The sequence below is a fragment of the Pseudomonas sp. G2-4 genome, assembly GCF_030064125.1.
Lineage (GTDB): Bacteria > Pseudomonadota > Gammaproteobacteria > Pseudomonadales > Pseudomonadaceae > Aquipseudomonas.
In genome coordinates this window covers 4,745,540-4,761,740 of the sequence record NZ_CP125957.1, presented here as the reverse complement: position 1 = coordinate 4,761,740, position 16,201 = coordinate 4,745,540, and the positions used below count along the sequence as shown (strand labels likewise).

Annotated in this window: 15 protein-coding genes; 12 read left to right on the top strand and 3 right to left on the bottom strand. The window is 59.5% G+C overall.

Annotated elements, in window-relative coordinates:
• Positions 1-25 precede the first annotated feature (25 nt).
• From odhB to QNH97_RS20715, 6 genes are all read left to right on the top strand, one after another.
• Positions 26-1,249, top strand: a complete 1,224-nt coding sequence (gene odhB / locus QNH97_RS20740; protein ID WP_283553692.1) for a 2-oxoglutarate dehydrogenase complex dihydrolipoyllysine-residue succinyltransferase — start codon at positions 26-28, stop codon at positions 1,247-1,249.
• Between the two features lie 111 nt (positions 1,250-1,360).
• Entirely contained in the window at positions 1,361-2,797 is a 1,437-nt protein-coding gene (gene lpdA / locus QNH97_RS20735; RefSeq protein ID WP_283553691.1) for a dihydrolipoyl dehydrogenase, read from the top strand.
• Between the two features lie 196 nt (positions 2,798-2,993).
• Complete coding sequence (sucC, locus tag QNH97_RS20730) at positions 2,994-4,160, top strand: ADP-forming succinate--CoA ligase subunit beta (protein ID WP_003179235.1); 1,167 nt, start codon at positions 2,994-2,996, stop codon at positions 4,158-4,160.
• On the top strand, positions 4,160-5,044 hold the full coding sequence (sucD, locus tag QNH97_RS20725) for a succinate--CoA ligase subunit alpha (RefSeq protein WP_014339581.1): 885 nt from the start codon (positions 4,160-4,162) through the stop codon (positions 5,042-5,044). Before sucC ends, sucD begins: the two co-directional genes overlap by 1 nt.
• Before the next feature lie 497 nt (positions 5,045-5,541).
• Positions 5,542-6,855 (top strand): branched-chain amino acid transport system II carrier protein, encoded by a 1,314-nt coding sequence (brnQ, locus tag QNH97_RS20720; protein WP_283553690.1) that lies wholly within the window; start codon positions 5,542-5,544, stop codon positions 6,853-6,855.
• Positions 6,856-7,139: 284 nt separating this feature from the next.
• Positions 7,140-7,877: a DUF599 domain-containing protein gene (locus tag QNH97_RS20715; RefSeq protein ID WP_283553689.1), complete on the top strand. Its 738-nt coding sequence runs from the start codon at positions 7,140-7,142 to the stop codon at positions 7,875-7,877.
• Positions 7,878-7,946: 69 nt separating this feature from the next.
• Here the strand turns inward: QNH97_RS20715 and QNH97_RS20710 are convergent, their stop codons facing one another.
• A complete protein-coding gene (locus QNH97_RS20710) occupies positions 7,947-8,195 on the bottom strand; it encodes a hypothetical protein (protein WP_283553688.1) in 249 nt (82 codons plus the stop codon).
• A 157-nt stretch (positions 8,196-8,352) separates the two neighbouring features.
• On the opposite strand from QNH97_RS20710, the gene QNH97_RS20705 reads away from it, so the two are divergent.
• The 4 genes from QNH97_RS20705 to QNH97_RS20690 all read left to right on the top strand — a co-directional run bounded on the left by QNH97_RS20705 (position 8,353) and on the right by QNH97_RS20690 (position 12,078).
• Positions 8,353-8,829, top strand: a complete 477-nt coding sequence (locus tag QNH97_RS20705) for a PaaI family thioesterase (protein WP_283553687.1) — start codon at positions 8,353-8,355, stop codon at positions 8,827-8,829.
• A complete protein-coding gene (locus QNH97_RS20700) occupies positions 8,826-9,287 on the top strand; it encodes a PaaI family thioesterase (protein ID WP_283553686.1) in 462 nt (153 codons plus the stop codon). The genes QNH97_RS20705 and QNH97_RS20700 overlap by 4 nt, the downstream gene beginning before the upstream one ends.
• Positions 9,288-9,374: 87 nt before the next feature.
• The gene (gene htpG, locus QNH97_RS20695) at positions 9,375-11,279 is read left to right on the top strand and encodes a molecular chaperone HtpG (protein WP_283553685.1); all 1,905 of its coding nucleotides are present in this window, start codon (positions 9,375-9,377) and stop codon (positions 11,277-11,279) included.
• 70 nt (positions 11,280-11,349) lie between these two features.
• Positions 11,350-12,078: a dienelactone hydrolase family protein gene (locus QNH97_RS20690; RefSeq protein ID WP_283553684.1), complete on the top strand. Its 729-nt coding sequence runs from the start codon at positions 11,350-11,352 to the stop codon at positions 12,076-12,078.
• A 156-nt stretch (positions 12,079-12,234) separates the two neighbouring features.
• On the opposite strand, the gene QNH97_RS20685 is transcribed toward QNH97_RS20690, so the two are convergent.
• The gene (locus QNH97_RS20685; protein ID WP_283553683.1) at positions 12,235-13,095 is read right to left on the bottom strand and encodes a pirin family protein; all 861 of its coding nucleotides are present in this window, start codon (positions 13,093-13,095) and stop codon (positions 12,235-12,237) included.
• Between the two features lie 183 nt (positions 13,096-13,278).
• Between QNH97_RS20685 and QNH97_RS20680 the strand changes: the two genes are divergently transcribed.
• Positions 13,279-14,232 carry an amidohydrolase family protein gene (locus QNH97_RS20680; RefSeq protein WP_283557520.1) on the top strand — a complete coding sequence of 318 codons (954 nt, stop codon included), beginning with the start codon at positions 13,279-13,281 and terminating at the stop codon, positions 14,230-14,232.
• Positions 14,233-14,416: 184 nt separating this feature from the next.
• On the top strand, positions 14,417-14,881 hold the full coding sequence (locus QNH97_RS20675) for a DUF3859 domain-containing protein (protein WP_283553682.1): 465 nt from the start codon (positions 14,417-14,419) through the stop codon (positions 14,879-14,881).
• 96 nt (positions 14,882-14,977) lie between these two features.
• Here QNH97_RS20675 and fabB read toward each other — a convergent pair whose 3' ends face one another.
• Positions 14,978-16,198, bottom strand: coding sequence for a beta-ketoacyl-ACP synthase I (gene fabB / locus QNH97_RS20670; protein WP_283553681.1), 1,221 nt, complete (start codon positions 16,196-16,198; stop codon positions 14,978-14,980).
• Positions 16,199-16,201 lie beyond the last annotated feature (3 nt).

Sequence of the window (16,201 nt, the reverse complement as noted above, 5' to 3'; positions counted from 1 at the left end):
ACCGAATTTTAAGGACCCACAGATAATGGCTATCGAAATCAAAGCCCCGTCATTCCCGGAATCGGTTGCCGATGGCACCGTTGCCACCTGGCACAAGAAACCTGGCGATGCTGTAAAGCGTGACGACCTGATCGTCGACATCGAGACCGACAAAGTCGTTCTGGAAGTGTTGGCCGAAGCTGACGGCGTGCTCGGCGCAATCGTTGCCGAAGAGGGCGCTACCGTCCTGTCCAACCAGGTACTGGGCTCGATCGAAGAGGGCGGTGCTGCTGCCGCTGCTCCGGCCGCCGCTGCTGCTCCTGCCGCTGCCCAGGCCGCTGCTCCAGCCGCCGATGGCGAAGACGATCCAGTCGCTGCCCCGGCCGCTCGCAAGATCGCCGAAGAGAACGGCATCAACATCGCTTCCGTTGCCGGCACCGGCAAGGGCGGTCGCGTGACCAAGGAAGACGTGGTTGCAGCCGTTGCCGCCAAGAAGGCCGCGCCAGCCGCTGCGCCGGCCAAGCCTGCTGCACCTGCCGCCGCTGCTCCGGTATTCGCTGCCGGTGATCGCGTTGAAAAACGCGTTCCGATGACCCGCCTGCGGGCCAAGGTTGCCGAGCGCCTGGTCGAAGCCCAGTCGAACATGGCGATGCTGACCACTTTCAACGAAGTCGACATGACCGAAGTCATGGCCCTGCGTTCGAAGTACAAGGATCTGTTCGAGAAGTCCCACAACGGCGTACGCCTGGGCTTCATGTCGTTCTTCGTCAAGGCTGCCACCGAAGCGCTGAAACGCTACCCGGCCGTCAACGCGTCGATCGACGGCTCCGACATCGTCTACCACGGCTATGCCGACATCGGTGTTGCGGTCTCCAGCGACCGTGGCCTGGTGGTTCCGGTCCTGCGTAACGCCGAACTGATGAGCCTGGCCGAAATCGAAGGCGGCATCGCCACCTTCGGCAAGAAGGCCCGTGACGGCAAGCTGTCCATCGAAGAGATGACCGGCGGTACGTTCACCATCACCAACGGTGGTACATTCGGTTCGATGATGTCGACCCCGATCGTCAACCCGCCGCAAGCGGCGATCCTGGGCATGCACAACATCCTGCAGCGTCCGATGGCGATCAACGGCCAAGTCGTTATCCGTCCGATGATGTACCTGGCGTTGTCCTACGATCACCGCCTGATCGACGGTAAGGAAGCCGTGACTTTCCTGGTTACCATCAAGAACCTGCTTGAAGATCCGGCTCGTCTGCTGCTGGATATCTGATTTTCGCCGCGAGGGCCGGTCTGTCGACCGGCCTCTTGCTGAAACAACCGGTTTCGTCCCTCGACGGTCATCACAAGTGATCGTCCGGTTTGATTCGAAAAGGAATGACTCATGACTCAGAAATTCGACGTGGTAGTGATTGGTGCGGGCCCTGGCGGCTACGTAGCGGCCATCAAGGCTGCGCAACTGGGCCTTACCACTGCCTGCATCGAGAAATACACCGATGGCGAGGGCAAACTGGCCCTCGGCGGTACTTGCCTGAACGTCGGCTGCATTCCTTCCAAGGCGCTGCTGGACAGCTCCTGGAAATACAAGGAAGCGAAAGAAAGCTTCAACGTTCACGGTATTTCCACCGGTGAAGTGAAAATGGACGTCGCCGCGATGGTTGGCCGCAAGGCTGGCATCGTCAAGAACCTGACCAGCGGTGTTGCCACCCTGTTCAAGGCCAACGGCGTGACCTCGATCCAGGGCCACGGCAAGCTGCTGCTGGGCAAGAAAGTCGAAGTGACCAAGCCAGACGGCTCGGTTGAAGTGATCGAAGCCGAAAACGTCATCCTGGCACCGGGTTCGCGTCCGATCGACATTCCACCGGCTCCGGTCGACCAGAACGTGATCGTCGATTCCACCGGCGCCCTGGAATTCCAATCCGTGCCAAAACGCCTGGGCGTGATCGGCGCTGGTGTGATCGGCCTCGAGCTGGGTTCGGTATGGTCGCGCCTGGGCTCGCAAGTGACCGTGCTGGAAGCCCTCGACACCTTCCTGATGGCCGCTGACGCCGCGGTTTCCAAGGAAGCACTGAAAACCCTGACCAAACAGGGTCTGGACATCAAGCTGGGCGCTCGCGTGACCGGCTCCAAGGTCAACGGCGAAGAAGTCGTGGTGAACTACACCGACGCCAACGGCGAACAGACCATCACCTTCGACAAGCTGATCGTTGCGGTCGGCCGTCGTCCGGTGACCACCGACCTGTTGGCTGCCGACTGTGAAGTGAAGCTGGATGAGCGTGGTTTCATCCAGGTTGACGATTTCTGCGCCACCACTGTACCGGGCGTCTACGCCATCGGTGACGTGGTTCGCGGCATGATGCTGGCGCACAAGGCGTCCGAAGAAGGGATCATGGTTGTCGAGCGCATCAAGGGCCACAAGGCCCAGATGAACTACGACCTGATCCCATCGGTTATCTACACCCACCCGGAAATCGCATGGGTTGGTAAAACCGAGCAGGCCTTGAAAGCCGAAGGCGTTGAAGTTAACGTCGGCACCTTCCCGTTCGCCGCCAGTGGTCGTGCCATGGCAGCCAACGACACCGGCGGTTTTGTGAAAGTCATCGCCGATGCCAAGACGGATCGCGTATTGGGCGTTCACGTGATTGGCCCAAGCGCTGCCGAGCTGGTACAGCAAGGCGCGATCGGTATGGAATTCGGCACCAGCGCTGAAGATCTGGGCATGATGGTCTTCTCCCATCCGACCCTGTCCGAAGCCTTGCACGAAGCGGCCCTGGCCGTAAATGGCGGCGCCATCCACGTGGCCAACCGCAAGAAGCGTTAATAGACAATAAGAAACCACGGCGGTATGGCCCGTCGTGAGCCTTGCGAGCAAGACTCACCGCGGAATATCCGCTGGACGCAGCCTTGCGTAGCTGCACCGGTTAACTGGAAAGCTACGCAAGCAGCAGTCACAGGTGGTGCGGCACCAGAACGGTGCAGCACCGAATGCGCAGTACCTAACGAAGACGGTAATAAGCATGAATCTTCACGAGTATCAGGGTAAGCAGCTGTTCGCTGAGTACGGCCTGCCAGTATCCACCGGCTACGCGGTAGACACCCCGGAAGCGGCAGCAGAAGCTTGCGACAAAATCGGCGGCAGCGAATGGGTTGTCAAAGCCCAGGTTCACGCCGGTGGTCGCGGTAAAGCGGGCGGCGTCAAGCTGGTTCGCAGCAAAGAAGACGCCAAAGCCTTCGCACAGCAATGGCTGGGCAAGCGTCTGGTGACCTACCAGACTGACGCCAACGGTCAGCCAGTCACCAAGATCCTGGTTGAATCGTGCACTGATATCGCTAAAGAGCTGTACCTGGGCGCTGTCGTTGACCGTTCGAGCCGCCGTATCGTGTTCATGGCCTCCACCGAAGGTGGCGTGGACATCGAGAAAATCGCTCACGATACCCCTGAGAAAATCCTCAAGGCCACCATCGATCCACTGGTTGGCGCTCAGCCATTCCAGGGTCGCGAGCTGGCATTCCAGCTGGGCCTGGAAGGTAAGCAGGTCACTCAATTCGCCAAGATCTTTGTAGGTCTGGCCAAGCTGTTCCAGGACCACGACCTGGCACTGCTGGAAGTGAACCCGCTGGTGATCAAGGCCGACGGCGATCTGCACTGCCTCGATGCCAAGATCAACATCGACGCCAACGCCATGTACCGTCAGCCTAAGCTGAAGACTTTCCACGATCCGTCGCAAGACGATCCGCGCGAAGCGCACGCTGCCAAGTTCGAACTGAACTACGTAGCCCTGGAAGGCAACATCGGCTGCATGGTCAACGGTGCCGGCCTGGCCATGGGTACCATGGACATCGTCAACCTGCATGGCGGCAAGCCAGCCAACTTCCTCGACGTAGGCGGCGGTGCTACCAAGGAACGCGTTACCGAAGCGTTCAAGATCATCCTGTCCGACACTAACGTCGCTGCGGTACTGGTCAACATCTTCGGCGGCATCGTTCGTTGCGACATGATTGCCGAAGGCATCATTGGCGCCGTGAAAGAAGTCGGCGTGAAAATCCCGGTTGTTGTTCGCCTCGAAGGCAACAACGCTGAGCTGGGCGCTAAAGTACTGGCAGAAAGCGGTTTGAACATCATCGCTGCTACCAGCCTGACCGACGCTGCTCAACAAGTCGTTAAAGCTGCGGAGGGCAAATAATGAGCGTCCTGATCAATAAAGACACCAAGGTTATCTGCCAGGGTATTACCGGTTCGCAAGGTAGTTTCCACACCCAGCAAGCGCTCGAGTACGGCACCAAGATGGTTGGCGGCGTAACTCCGGGCAAAGGCGGCACCGAGCACCTGGGCCTGCCGGTCTTCAACACCGTGAAAGACGCTGTAGCTGCCACTGGCGCCACCGCCAGCGTGATCTACGTTCCAGCTCCTTTCTGCAAGGATTCCATCCTTGAAGCAGCGTTCGGCGGCATCAAGCTGATCGTCTGCATCACCGAAGGCATCCCGACCATCGACATGCTGGAAGCCAAGGTCAAGTGCGACGAGCTGGGTATCACCCTGATCGGCCCTAACTGCCCAGGCGTGATCACCCCAGGCGAATGCAAGATCGGCATCATGCCAGGTCACATTCACTTGCCAGGCAAGGTCGGTATCGTTTCCCGTTCCGGCACCCTGACTTACGAAGCTGTGAAGCAGACCACTGACGCCGGTTTCGGTCAGTCGACTTGCGTCGGCATCGGCGGTGACCCGATCCCGGGTTCGAACTTCATCGATATCCTGAAGCTGTTCCAGGAAGACCCGAAGACCGAAGCGATCGTGATGATCGGTGAGATCGGCGGTTCGGCTGAAGAAGAAGCGGCTGCCTACATCAAGGCAAACGTGACCAAGCCGGTTGTTTCCTACATCGCGGGTGTGACTGCTCCTCCGGGCAAGCGCATGGGCCATGCTGGCGCAATCATCTCTGGCGGCAAAGGCACTGCAGACGAGAAATTCGCTGCTCTGCAAGACGCAGGTGTAAAAACCGTGCGTTCGCTGGCAGACATCGGCAAGGCCTTGGCCGAGCTGACTGGCTGGGAAATGAAGAAGTAAGCTTCGGCTGACCTTTTCGTTCCAGCAACAAAGGCCACCTTCGGGTGGCCTTTGTCGTTTCTGGCCTTTGAGAATTCATGTGCTGTGGCGGTGGCTTTTGTGGCAAGGGTGCTTGCTCCCGCTCGGCTGCGTAGCAGTCGTAAACCAGGTAACGCGTTTCGTCTGTATATAGATACGGTCGCCTGTTCTGTATGGGGGCTGCTGCGCAGTCCAGCGGGAGCAAGCTCCCTCGCCACGGGGCATATAGCGACCCATCAACCGGGGCGAGCCGAAAAATAGAGTCGTAAACGCGACACTAAAATGTCGTGTATCGGATACTTCGCCCCTTAACAGTGCGTTTTTCATGCAAATTCGTTAGGCTAGCAGCCATTTTTGCGACCGCTGCCCACAAGGAAGCGACGCGCTAAACGGGTCGGTCTTATACGGATCGGCAGCATTTCCCTCACCCATAAGGGAAATCCCTCTCTAAATTCCGATTCAGTAGTGTGGTTTCCTTAATGAAAGTGTTGAAAGGCCAGGACATCCTGGCGCTTGGTTTCATGACATTTGCCCTGTTCGTCGGGGCTGGCAACATCATCTTCCCGCCTATCGTTGGTTTGCAGTCCGGGCCTCATGTCTGGATGGCGGCGCTGGGGTTCCTGATCACGGCGGTCGGCTTGCCGGTCATCACGGTCGTTGCGCTCGCCAAGGTCGGTGGCGCGATGGACGCCTTGAGCAGCCCCATCGGCAAAGTCGCCGGTGGTTTGCTGGCGGCGGTGTGCTACTTGGCTGTCGGTCCATTGTTCGCCACGCCACGTACCGCCACCGTCTCGTTTGAAGTCGGCCTGGCGCCGTTGACCGGCGAAAGCCCTCTGGCATTGTTTCTCTACAGCGCTGTGTATTTCCTGCTGGTGTTCTTTATCTCGCTCTATCCGGGTCGCTTGCTGGACACCGTCGGACGCTTCCTCGCGCCGCTGAAAATCATCGCCCTGGCTGTGCTGGGCATCGCCGCGTTTGCCTTGCCTGTCGGGGATATCGGTGTGGCGACACCTGAATACGTCGCGGCGCCGTTCTCCCAAGGTTTCATCAATGGTTACCTGACCATGGATACCTTGGGCGCCTTGGTGTTTGGCATCGTCATCGTCAACGCAATCCGCTCCCGGGGCGTTGAGTCACCGGCCCTGATCACCCGCTACGCCATCATCGCCGGGCTGATCGCCGGGGTGGGCCTGGCGCTGGTCTACGTCAGCCTGTTCCGCCTCGGCTCCGGCAGCCATGAAGTGGCCGCGGGCGCTAGTAACGGTGCGGCTGTGCTGCATGCCTACGTGCAACACACCTTCGGCAGCCTGGGCAGCGGTTTCCTTGCCGTGCTGATCTCCCTGGCGTGCCTGGTCACTGCGGTCGGCCTGACTTGCGCCTGCGCCGAGTACTTCAGCCGCGTCCTGCCGCTGTCCTACAAGACCCTGGTGGTGATCCTGGCGGCGTTTTCGCTGTTGGTGTCCAACCTGGGCCTGACCAAGCTGATCGCGTTCTCGATTCCGGTCCTGACCGCGATCTACCCGCCGTGCATCGCCCTGGTGGCCCTGAGTTTCTGCAAGGACTTCTGGCATGAGCAGGGGCGCATAGTCGGCCCGGTAATGCTGGTGTCGTTCCTGTTCGGCCTGATCGATGCGCTCAAAGGCGCCGGGTTGGCGGACTGGATGCCGACGCAGCTGGCCCACCTGCCACTGAGCGAGCAGGGACTGGCCTGGCTGGTGCCTTCGGTGATGACCCTGGCGGTTGCCGTGGTGTGCGACCGCCTGCTGGGCAAGCGCAGCGAAGCCTTGGCCTAAGCGGCTACAACAGCGCCACCGATAGAAACCGAAATGCCCCGTCTCAATCGATACGGGGCATTTTTTTTGGGTGCGGTGTCTTTTTCCGTGGACTAACGTCGAAGCAGTATCTTGAAAGGCTTGCACAGAACCTTGTGGGAGCGAGCTTGCTCGCGATAGCGCCATATCAGTCAACATCAACGTGTCTGATGGACCGCAATCGCGAGCAAGCTCGCTCCCACAGGTCGGCATTTCAAGGCAAGTCTGGCTTTAGACGTCATGTTTTTAGACACACAGGAAATCGAATGTCATTCATCCAAGCCAACCTGATCCATCTCCTTGCCGCCGTCTGGTTCATCATCTGCTGGGGCGGATATACCCGTTATGCCACCTGGAAGGCTCGCGACACCGCTTGCCTGGCCAGCGTGATGCACCTGTACCGCGAGGACTGGATGCGCCGCATGCTGTTACGCGAGAACCGCATCGCCGATGCCAGCGTGATCGGTAATCTGGAGCGCAACGCCTCATTCTTCGCTTCCAGCACGCTGATCATCCTGGCCGGTATCCTGACGGTGCTCGGGGCGTCGGATCGTGCAGTGTCGTTGCTGGCCGACCTGCCCATGGTGCAGCAAGCCTCCCAAGGCATGGCGGAAGTCAAGTTGCTCTGCCTGGCGTTGGTATTTGTGTATGCGTTCTTCACCTTCAGCTGGTGCATGCGCCAATACAACTTCGCGGCGGTCCTGGTGGGGTCGGCGCCGATGATCGGTGAGCGTCATGTATCTGAGCAGGAGCGCAAGGCCTTTGCACTAAGAGCGGCGCGGGTGATTTCCATGGCCGCCAACCAGTTCAACTTCGGCCTGCGCGCTTATTACTTCGGCATGACCATGTTGGCGTGGTTCGTCAGCCCCTGGTTGTTCATGTTGATGAGTGCCGGCGTGGTGTTTGTGCTGTACCAGCGGGAGTTTCATTCCGACGTGCTGGACGTGATGGTCTATACCCCTACGGAGGCGCCATTGCCTGAAGTGGGCAAGGAAGCCGCCTGAACGATCGGCTAAATCGCAGGCAAAAGAAAACCCGCACCAGGCGGGTTTTCTTTTTTCGCTAAAACCGTATCAGTTGGTTTTAGGCGCGGTAGCAGGGGCTTCCTGCGTAGCGGCTTCGTTCGATTCAGCCTGAGCTTTGGCGGCTTCGGCGTTTTCTTTCGCCGCGTCGTTCACTTTATCCTGTGCTTTGTTCATGTCTTGCTGAGCTTGCTCAGCGTGTTGGTTGGCATCTTGAGCTTTGTCCTCGGATTTTTTATCGCAGGCAGCGAGACCGAGGGAGGCGGCCAACATCAAGGCAATAGCAAAAGTCTTACGCATGGGGTGTTTCTCCTTATGGAAATAACTACTGGCCTTTTGAACGCCGCCCCTCAGATTAAGTTCCTGCTGCGTTACAGATATATAACGTTGCCCAGGAATGGAACTTTATGGAGGGGGCTGTTACCAGGCCTCATGACTAACTGGAGTGTTAATTCCAATGGCCGATGATCCCGTTTTTGAGCGTGCGACACGCTTTTTATCCGCACTGAGACATTGCCAGGTACTGGGCTTGAAGCTGCACAGCGCCAGTCGCGAAGGATTGACCGTGATTTTGCCTTACAGCCCCCGGATCGTCGGCAACCCCCTTACCGGGATCATCCACGGCGGGGCGCTGACTTCATTGATGGACACCGCGTGTGGCATGTCGACCTTGTGCGTGTTGCCGCAGTTCGAGGTCTGTCCGACCCTGGACCTGCGCATCGACTACATGCACGCCGCCGAGCCCCACAAGGACATCTATGGCTTCGCCCAGTGCTACCGGGTCACCCCGGACGTGATCTTCAGCCGGGGTTTTGCCTGGCAGGACGACCCCGAGCAACCCATCGCCCATGTGGTGGGCACTTTCATGCGCCTGGGCGACCACGCCAGAGGATTCAAGAGGGGTGGCCCAGCGGCCATCGTAGACAGACCATGAGCGATGTCACTGAGGAACACCTGCGCCAGGCCTGTGAACGGGGCGACTACGCGCTGCTGCTGGCCTCGATTCCCTATGCGCAACTGATTGGCGTGGAGTGCACACGCCAAGGTGATGAACTGCTGTTCCGGCTGCCGGCCAACAAGGACAACATTGGTAACCCTTTACTGCCGGCGATCCATGGCGGGGTCATTGCCGGTTTCATGGAGCTGTCGGCTGCCGTTCATTTATTGATCGCCACTGGCGCCCCGGGCGTGCCGAAAATCATCGATTTTTCCCTGGATTACCTGCGCGCCGGGCAATTTCGCGACACCTATGCCAAGTGCCAGGTCTGGCGTCAGGGGCGGCGCGTGGCCAACGTGGCGATCACCGCCTGGCAGGACGTCGAAGCCGAGCCCATCGCCACCGCCCGGGCGCATTTCAAGATCCAGGAGCCCTCAAAACCCGACTGCCCTTGAAATCATCACCGTTGCCCCCACCTTGAGGACATCCCGCCGCCAATCTCAGCGAGGCGGACACCACCATCCACTTGGAGTTTGATGACCATGAGCGTGGAAACTCAAAAGGAAACCCTGGGCTTCCAGACCGAGGTGAAGCAACTGCTGCACCTGATGATTCACTCGCTGTATTCCAATAAGGAAATTTTCCTTCGCGAGCTGATTTCGAACGCCTCTGACGCTGTCGACAAATTACGTTTCGAAGCCCTTTCCAAGCCTGAACTGCTGGAAGGCGGCGCTGAGCTGAAAATCCGTGTGAGCTTCGACAAGGACGCGAAAACCGTCACCCTCGAAGACAACGGCATCGGCATGAGCCGCGAAGAGGTGATCACGCACCTGGGCACCATCGCCAAGTCCGGCACCGCCGATTTCATGAAAAACCTTTCCGGCGATCAGAAAAAAGATTCCCACCTGATCGGTCAGTTCGGCGTTGGTTTCTATTCCGCGTTCATCGTGGCCGATCAGGTCGAAGTGTTCAGCCGCCGTGCCGGCCTCGCTGCGAGCGAAGGCGTGCACTGGTCGTCCAAGGGCGAAGGCGAGTTTGAAGTCGCCACGGTCGACAAGGCTGACCGCGGTACGCGCATCGTGCTGCACCTCAAGTCCGGTGAGGACGAGTTCGCCGATGGCTGGCGCCTGCGCAACATCATCAAGAAGTACTCCGACCACATCGCACTGCCAATCGAGCTGCCGAAGGAAGTCACCGCTGCCGAAGGCGAAGAAAAGCCTGAAGTGGAATGGGAAACCGTCAACCGCGCCAGTGCCCTGTGGACGCGTCCACGCACCGAGGTGAAGGACGAGGAATACCAGGAGTTCTACAAGCACATCGCCCACGACTACGAGAACCCGCTGAGCTGGAGCCATAACAAGGTCGAAGGCAAGCTGGAATACAACTCGCTGCTGTACGTGCCGGCCCGTGCGCCGTTCGACCTGTACCAGCGCGAAGCGCCCCGCGGCCTGAAATTGTATGTGCAGCGGGTGTTCGTGATGGACCAGGCCGAGTCATTCCTGCCGCTGTACCTGCGTTTCATCAAGGGTGTCGTGGACTCCAACGACCTGTCGCTGAACGTGTCGCGGGAAATCCTGCAGAAAGATCCGATCATCGACTCCATGAAGTCGGCGCTGACCAAGCGTGTCCTGGACATGCTGGAAAAACTGGCGAAGAACGAGCCCGAGCAGTACAAGAGCTTCTGGAAGAACTTCGGCCAGGTGATGAAAGAAGGTCCGGCCGAAGACTTCGCCAACAAAGAGAAGATCGCCGGCCTGCTGCGCTTTGCCTCGACCCAGGGTGACGATGGCGAGCAGATCGTCGGTCTGGCCGATTACCTGGCCCGCGCCAAGGAAGGCCAGGACAAGATCTACTACCTGACCGGTGAAACTTATGCACAGGTCAAGAACAGCCCGCACCTGGAAGTCTTCCGCAAGAAAGGCATCGAAGTGCTGCTGCTGACTGACCGCATCGACGAGTGGCTGATGAGCTATCTCAACGAGTTCGACGGCAAGAGCTTTGTCGACGTGGCCCGTGGAGACCTGGACCTTGGCAACCTGGATTCGGAAGAAGACAAGAAAGCCGCCGAGGAAGTCGCCAAGAGCAAGGAAGGTCTGGTCGAGCGGATCAAGACTGCCCTGGGTGATGTTGTCAGCGAAGTGCGCGTCTCTCACCGCCTGACCGACTCTCCGGCGATCCTGGCCATCGGCGAGCAGGACCTCGGCCTGCAGATGCGCCAGATCCTCGAAGCCAGCGGCCAGAAGGTTCCGGACTCCAAGCCGATCTTCGAATTCAACCCGGCCCACCCGCTGGTGGAAAAACTCGACAACGAGCAGAGCGAAGAGCGTTTCGGTGACCTGTCGCACATCCTGTTCGACCAGGCAGCCCTCGCGGCTGGCGACAGCTTGAAGGACCCGGCGGCGTATGTGCGTCGCCTGAACAAGCTGCTGGTTGAACTGTCAGCTTAATCAAGTGCAGGAAAAACCCGCTTCGGCGGGTTTTTTCATTTCTGGTGTTCCGATTAAAGAGGAGTCCGTCATGAGTCAGGTTACGGTTCGTTCACTGGTCTATCAGATCGAAGGTCAAACCTATGAAGGCCGTCTGGCCTTCGACATTAGCCAGCAGGGCTCGCGCCCTGGTTTGTTGATGGCGCCGAACTGGATGGGCGTCGGTGCTGGCGCCGAGGATATCGCCAAGACAGTGGCGGCCAACGGTTACGTTGTACTGATTGCCGATCTGTATGGGCAGACGGTGCGCCCGACCAGCGCCGACGAGGCCGGGGCGGCGATGATGCCCCTCAAGAACGACCGGGCCCTGTTGCGCAAGCGCATGCAGGCGGCGCTTGAGCAACTGCAAAACCAAGGTGAAGCGCAGGTCGATGCGTCCAGGTTGGCCACGTTCGGTTTCTGCTTCGGTGGTTGCTGCGCCCTGGAACTGGCCCGTACTGGGGCACCGCTGAAGGCCGCGATTTCATTCCATGGCACCCTGGATACGCCGAACCCGGCGGATGCGCAAAACATCCAGGGTTCGGTGTTGGTGATGCACGGTGCCTCGGATCCATTGGTACCCAAAGAGCAACTGCCGGCCTTCGAAGATGAAATGAATGCGGCCGGGGTGGACTGGCAACTGCTGAGCTACGGCGGCGCGGTGCACTCGTTCACCGACCCGCAGGCCAATGTGCCGGGCAAGATGATGTACGACGCCAAGGTCGCCGCGCGTGCCTTCAGGTCGATGCATAACTTGCTGGATGAAGTGTTCAAGGGCTGACCTCGGCTTCTGGATTTGATGCTCTTGTTGTCTGACATAAAGCCATCGCGAGCAAGCTCGCTCCCACAATGATCCGCTGTGAACGCACATTCTGTGATCACTCAAATACAATGTGGGAGCTTGCCCGCGATGGCGGCCTGACAAGCAATCCTGAAATCAGGGCAACTCGATCCGCTCACTTTCCCCCGGCACGCTCGGCCAGTCCCCGGCCGCCCAGCGTCGGCGGGCTTCATCGATCCGGGCCGGATCGCTGGAAACGAAGTTCCAGTTCATCCGCCGCGGCCCATCCAGCGGTTCGCCGCCGAACAGCACGGCATGGCAGTCACTGCCCGCAAACAACGTCATCTCTTCCCCAGCCGGCAGTATCACCAACGAGTGGGGTTCCACCGGCTCGCCCTCCAGCAACGCCTCGCCGCTCAAGACATACAGGGCCCGTTCCTCATGTTCGGTAGGAATCAGCAAGGTCGTCGCGGTTTGCAGGTTCAGTTCGGCATACAGCGTAGGAGACAGCACAGGTACCGGCGATTCCAGGCAAAAGCCTGACCCGGCGATCATCCGGATGCTCACCCCCAGGTTATCGCTGACGGGCAGGCTGGGTGCCGGATGATGGCTGTAGTGCCCAGGCCCCTCTTCGTGGGACTTGGGCGAGGCCAGCCAGACTTGTAACCCGTGCATGACGAAATCACTCCCCAACAGTGCTTCGGGCGTGCGCTCGACGTGGGCAATGGCGCTGCCGGCGGTCATCCAGCTGACATCCCCGGCATCCACCACCTGATCGGAACCCAGGCTGTCCTTGTGCTGGAGTTTTCCCTCGAACAGGTAGGTGAGGGTGGACAGGCCGATATGGGGATGCTGGCGGATGTTCATGCCTTTGCCGGCCGGGTAGGTGGTTTGCAGCATGTGGTCGAAAAACACGAAAGGTCCGACGCTGCGGCACTTGGCGGATGGCAATGGGCGAAGAATCGGCTGGCCTTCGACATCTTCTGCGCGGGGGCGAACAGTCAGGAGGGTGGTCATGGTGGCTTCCAGGTCGAACAACGGTTGTGCCAAGCATACCCCGCCGTTCGTGGCCGCGGCACGCACGCCTTGAACCCGGGCGGGACGGCTGGGGTCTATGCTGCTCATGACCTTTGGAGTGTGCCTGTGCCCTTGCCCCGTTTAATCCTCACCTGGCTGCTGGTCGTTTTTAGCAGCAGCGCCATGGCCCGCGAATATGCCTACAGCGATGCGCACATGCATTACGTCGATTTCTTTCAGGAAACTGCCGGAATGCCCGAGCTGCTCCAAGCCATGGCGGACAATCACATCGAGCATGTGATGATTTCTGGCATTCCGGTGGCCAAGAAATGGCATGAGGACGAGCCCAAGCGTCCGCGTTATTACGCCGGTGACGATGCGGACGCCTATTGGTACAGCGCCACCGATGTGATTGTCGCCGCCGCGGTGAGCAAGCTGACCGCCGAGCAACGCCAGCACTTCCATCCTTTCCTGTCGGGCTTCAATCCCAACGACAAGAACTCCGCCGCGCATATCCAGCGCATGCTCGATCTGTACCCTGGGCTGTGGCAAGGCATCGGCGAGGTGTTCACCCGCCACGATGACCTTACGGCGTTGACCTCGGGTGATACCCCGAGGGCCAATAACGAAGCCATGACCCGGATCTATCATCTGGCGGCGGAGAATGATCTGCCGGTGATGCTGCATTCCAACATCACCTCCAAGCGTGAGAAAAATCCGCTGTACCTGGCAGAAATGGAGGAGCCCCTGCGTAATCATCCGCACACGCGGTTCATCTGGGCCCATGCCGGTACCAGCATGGAAATTCATCGCCACCAGACCCAGCTGGATTTTCTCTTGCCGACCTTGACCCGGATGCTTGAGTCCTACCCCAATCTGTACGTAGACCTGTCCTGGAGCCTGCTTACGCCCTACTTGCTGGACGAGGCGGGCAAGCCTCGGCAGGAGTGGGTGCAGTTGGTAGAGCGCTTTCCGGAGCGCTTCATGGTGGGCTCGGACGTGGTAGGGCGTTTCAACAAGTTGGGTGAGGAGTTGCGCAGTTTTGATCCGTTCCTGGATGCCTTGCCCGAAGACGTGGCCAGGAAGGTCGCGCGGGATAACTTCCTGGCGGTGTTGCCTCGTTCGGTCCCCCGCTGAACGGCTTTTGTGGCGAGGGAGCTTGCTCCCGCTGGGCTGCGCCGCGGCCCCGTATTTTTGCGGTCGCTGCGCAACCGAGCGGGAGCAAGCTCCCTCGCCACGGGATTATCGGTGGGCAGGGTTTGTCATCAGCCTGTCACTACGGCGTCATACCCTCGCGCTCATCTCAATCAAGGAGCGCACTATGCACCTCACCCGTTCAAGCGCACTGGTCGCGCTGTTGTTGACCTGCGGTCTGGCACAGGCAGAAGTCCGTGTCGAAGGCCCGGTGGAGTACGGCGTTTTCGAAGGACCACAAGCCGAGCTGCAATCGGGGGAGCGGGTACTGCGGCGTAGTAACGAGCAGATCCGCCAGACCGAAAGCGTGCCGGCTAAGCTGGGCACCAAGTTCGGCATGCGCTACCAGTTGGCGGGCAAGGTCGCTGATGACCAGCCGTTGACCCTGTTGTACTTCACGCCCGGGATCCGCACCCCTGATGGCGTGCGTCACGATAAACTCGAAGTCATCCAGAAACTGGTGCCCGGTGCGCCTCAGGATGTCATGGCCTATGAGTTCACCGAAAGCCACGAAGTGGTGCCGGGAGAGTGGCGGTTCATGGTGTTCCAGGGGGATCGGCTGCTGACGCAGCAGCGGTTTGTGGTGCGCTGAGTTCCATCCACCACAGGCAATTCTGTGTATTGAGCAGGCACAAAAAAACGCCCCGAACCAGTCGGGGCGTTTTTTTGTGTGGCGTAGTGACGGGGCTTACTTGCCCTGCCAGCGCTTCAATACCAGGGTGGCATTGGTGCCACCGAAGCCGAAGCTGTTGCTCATCACGGTGTTGATGGTGGCGTTTTCGCGAGTCTTGGTCAGGATTGGCATGTCGGCCACTTCCGGATCCAGTTCGTCGATGTTGGCCGAACCTGCCATGAAGTTGCCTTCCATCATCAGCATGCAATAGATCGCTTCATGAACGCCGGCGGCGCCCAGGGAGTGACCCGACAGGCTCTTGGTGGAGCTGATGGCCGGAGCCTTGTCACCGAAGACTTCACGCACACCTTTCATTTCCATCACGTCACCGACCGGGGTCGAGGTGCCGTGGGTGTTCAGGTAGTCGATCGGTGCATCAACGGTGGACATGGCCATCTGCATGCAACGGATGGCACCTTCGCCGCTTGGGGCGACCATGTCGTAGCCATCGGAAGTGGCGCCGTAGCCGACGACTTCCGCGTAGATTTTCGCGCCACGGGCCAGGGCGTGTTCCAGCTCCTCGACCACCACCATGCCGCCGCCGCCGGCGATGACAAAACCGTCACGCTTGGCGTCGTAGGCGCGGGAGGCTTTTTCCGGGGTGTCGTTGTACTGGCTGGACAGGGCGCCCATGGCGTCGAACAGGAACGACTGGCTCCAATGTTCTTCTTCACCGCCGCCGGCGAACACGACGTCCTGCTTGCCCATCTGGATCTGTTCCATGGCATTGCCGATGCAGTGCGCGCTGGTGGCGCAGGCAGAGGCGATGGAGTAGTTCAGGCCCTTGATCTTGAACGGTGTCGCCAGGCAGGCGGAAACGGTGCTGCTCATGGTCCGCGTGACGCGGTACGGGCCGACGCGCTTGACGCCTTTTTCGCGCAGGATGTCCAGCGCTTCCATCTGGTTTAAGGTGGAGGCGCCACCGGAGCCGGCGATCAGGCCGGTGCGCGGGTTGGACACTTGCTCTTCGGTCAGGCCGGAGTCAGCGATGGCGTCCTTCATGGCCAGGTAGGCGTAAGCCGCCGCGTGGCCGACGAAACGATAGATCTTGCGATCGATCAGCTCTTCGAGGTTGAGGTCAATGGAGCCGGAAACCTGGCTACGCAGACCCATTTCGGCATATTCCGGGTTGAACCGGATGCCCGGGCGACTTGCACGCAGGTTAGCGGAGACGGTCTCTTTGTCATTGCCCAGGCACGAAACGATGCCCAGACCAGTGATAACGACGCGGCGCATGCG

Bases quoted from the DNA above. Each gene is read 5' to 3' on its own strand.
- odhB (WP_283553692.1), top strand. From the start codon at position 26: ATGGCTATCGAAATCAAAGCCCCGTCATTCCCGGAATCGGTTGCCGAT.
- QNH97_RS20680 (WP_283557520.1), top strand. From the start codon at position 13,279: ATGGCCCGCGAATATGCCTACAGCGATGCGCACATGCATTACGTCGAT.
- QNH97_RS20685 (WP_283553683.1), bottom strand. From the start codon at position 13,095: ATGACCACCCTCCTGACTGTTCGCCCCCGCGCAGAAGATGTCGAAGGC.
- QNH97_RS20690 (WP_283553684.1), top strand. From the start codon at position 11,350: ATGAGTCAGGTTACGGTTCGTTCACTGGTCTATCAGATCGAAGGTCAA.
- QNH97_RS20710 (WP_283553688.1), bottom strand. From the start codon at position 8,195: ATGCGTAAGACTTTTGCTATTGCCTTGATGTTGGCCGCCTCCCTCGGT.
- fabB (WP_283553681.1), bottom strand. From the start codon at position 16,198: ATGCGCCGCGTCGTTATCACTGGTCTGGGCATCGTTTCGTGCCTGGGC.
- htpG (WP_283553685.1), top strand. From the start codon at position 9,375: ATGAGCGTGGAAACTCAAAAGGAAACCCTGGGCTTCCAGACCGAGGTG.
- sucD (WP_014339581.1), top strand. From the start codon at position 4,160: ATGAGCGTCCTGATCAATAAAGACACCAAGGTTATCTGCCAGGGTATT.
- QNH97_RS20700 (WP_283553686.1), top strand. From the start codon at position 8,826: ATGAGCGATGTCACTGAGGAACACCTGCGCCAGGCCTGTGAACGGGGC.
- sucC (WP_003179235.1), top strand. From the start codon at position 2,994: ATGAATCTTCACGAGTATCAGGGTAAGCAGCTGTTCGCTGAGTACGGC.
- QNH97_RS20675 (WP_283553682.1), top strand. From the start codon at position 14,417: ATGCACCTCACCCGTTCAAGCGCACTGGTCGCGCTGTTGTTGACCTGC.
- lpdA (WP_283553691.1), top strand. From the start codon at position 1,361: ATGACTCAGAAATTCGACGTGGTAGTGATTGGTGCGGGCCCTGGCGGC.
- QNH97_RS20705 (WP_283553687.1), top strand. From the start codon at position 8,353: ATGGCCGATGATCCCGTTTTTGAGCGTGCGACACGCTTTTTATCCGCA.
- QNH97_RS20715 (WP_283553689.1), top strand. From the start codon at position 7,140: ATGTCATTCATCCAAGCCAACCTGATCCATCTCCTTGCCGCCGTCTGG.
- brnQ (WP_283553690.1), top strand. From the start codon at position 5,542: ATGAAAGTGTTGAAAGGCCAGGACATCCTGGCGCTTGGTTTCATGACA.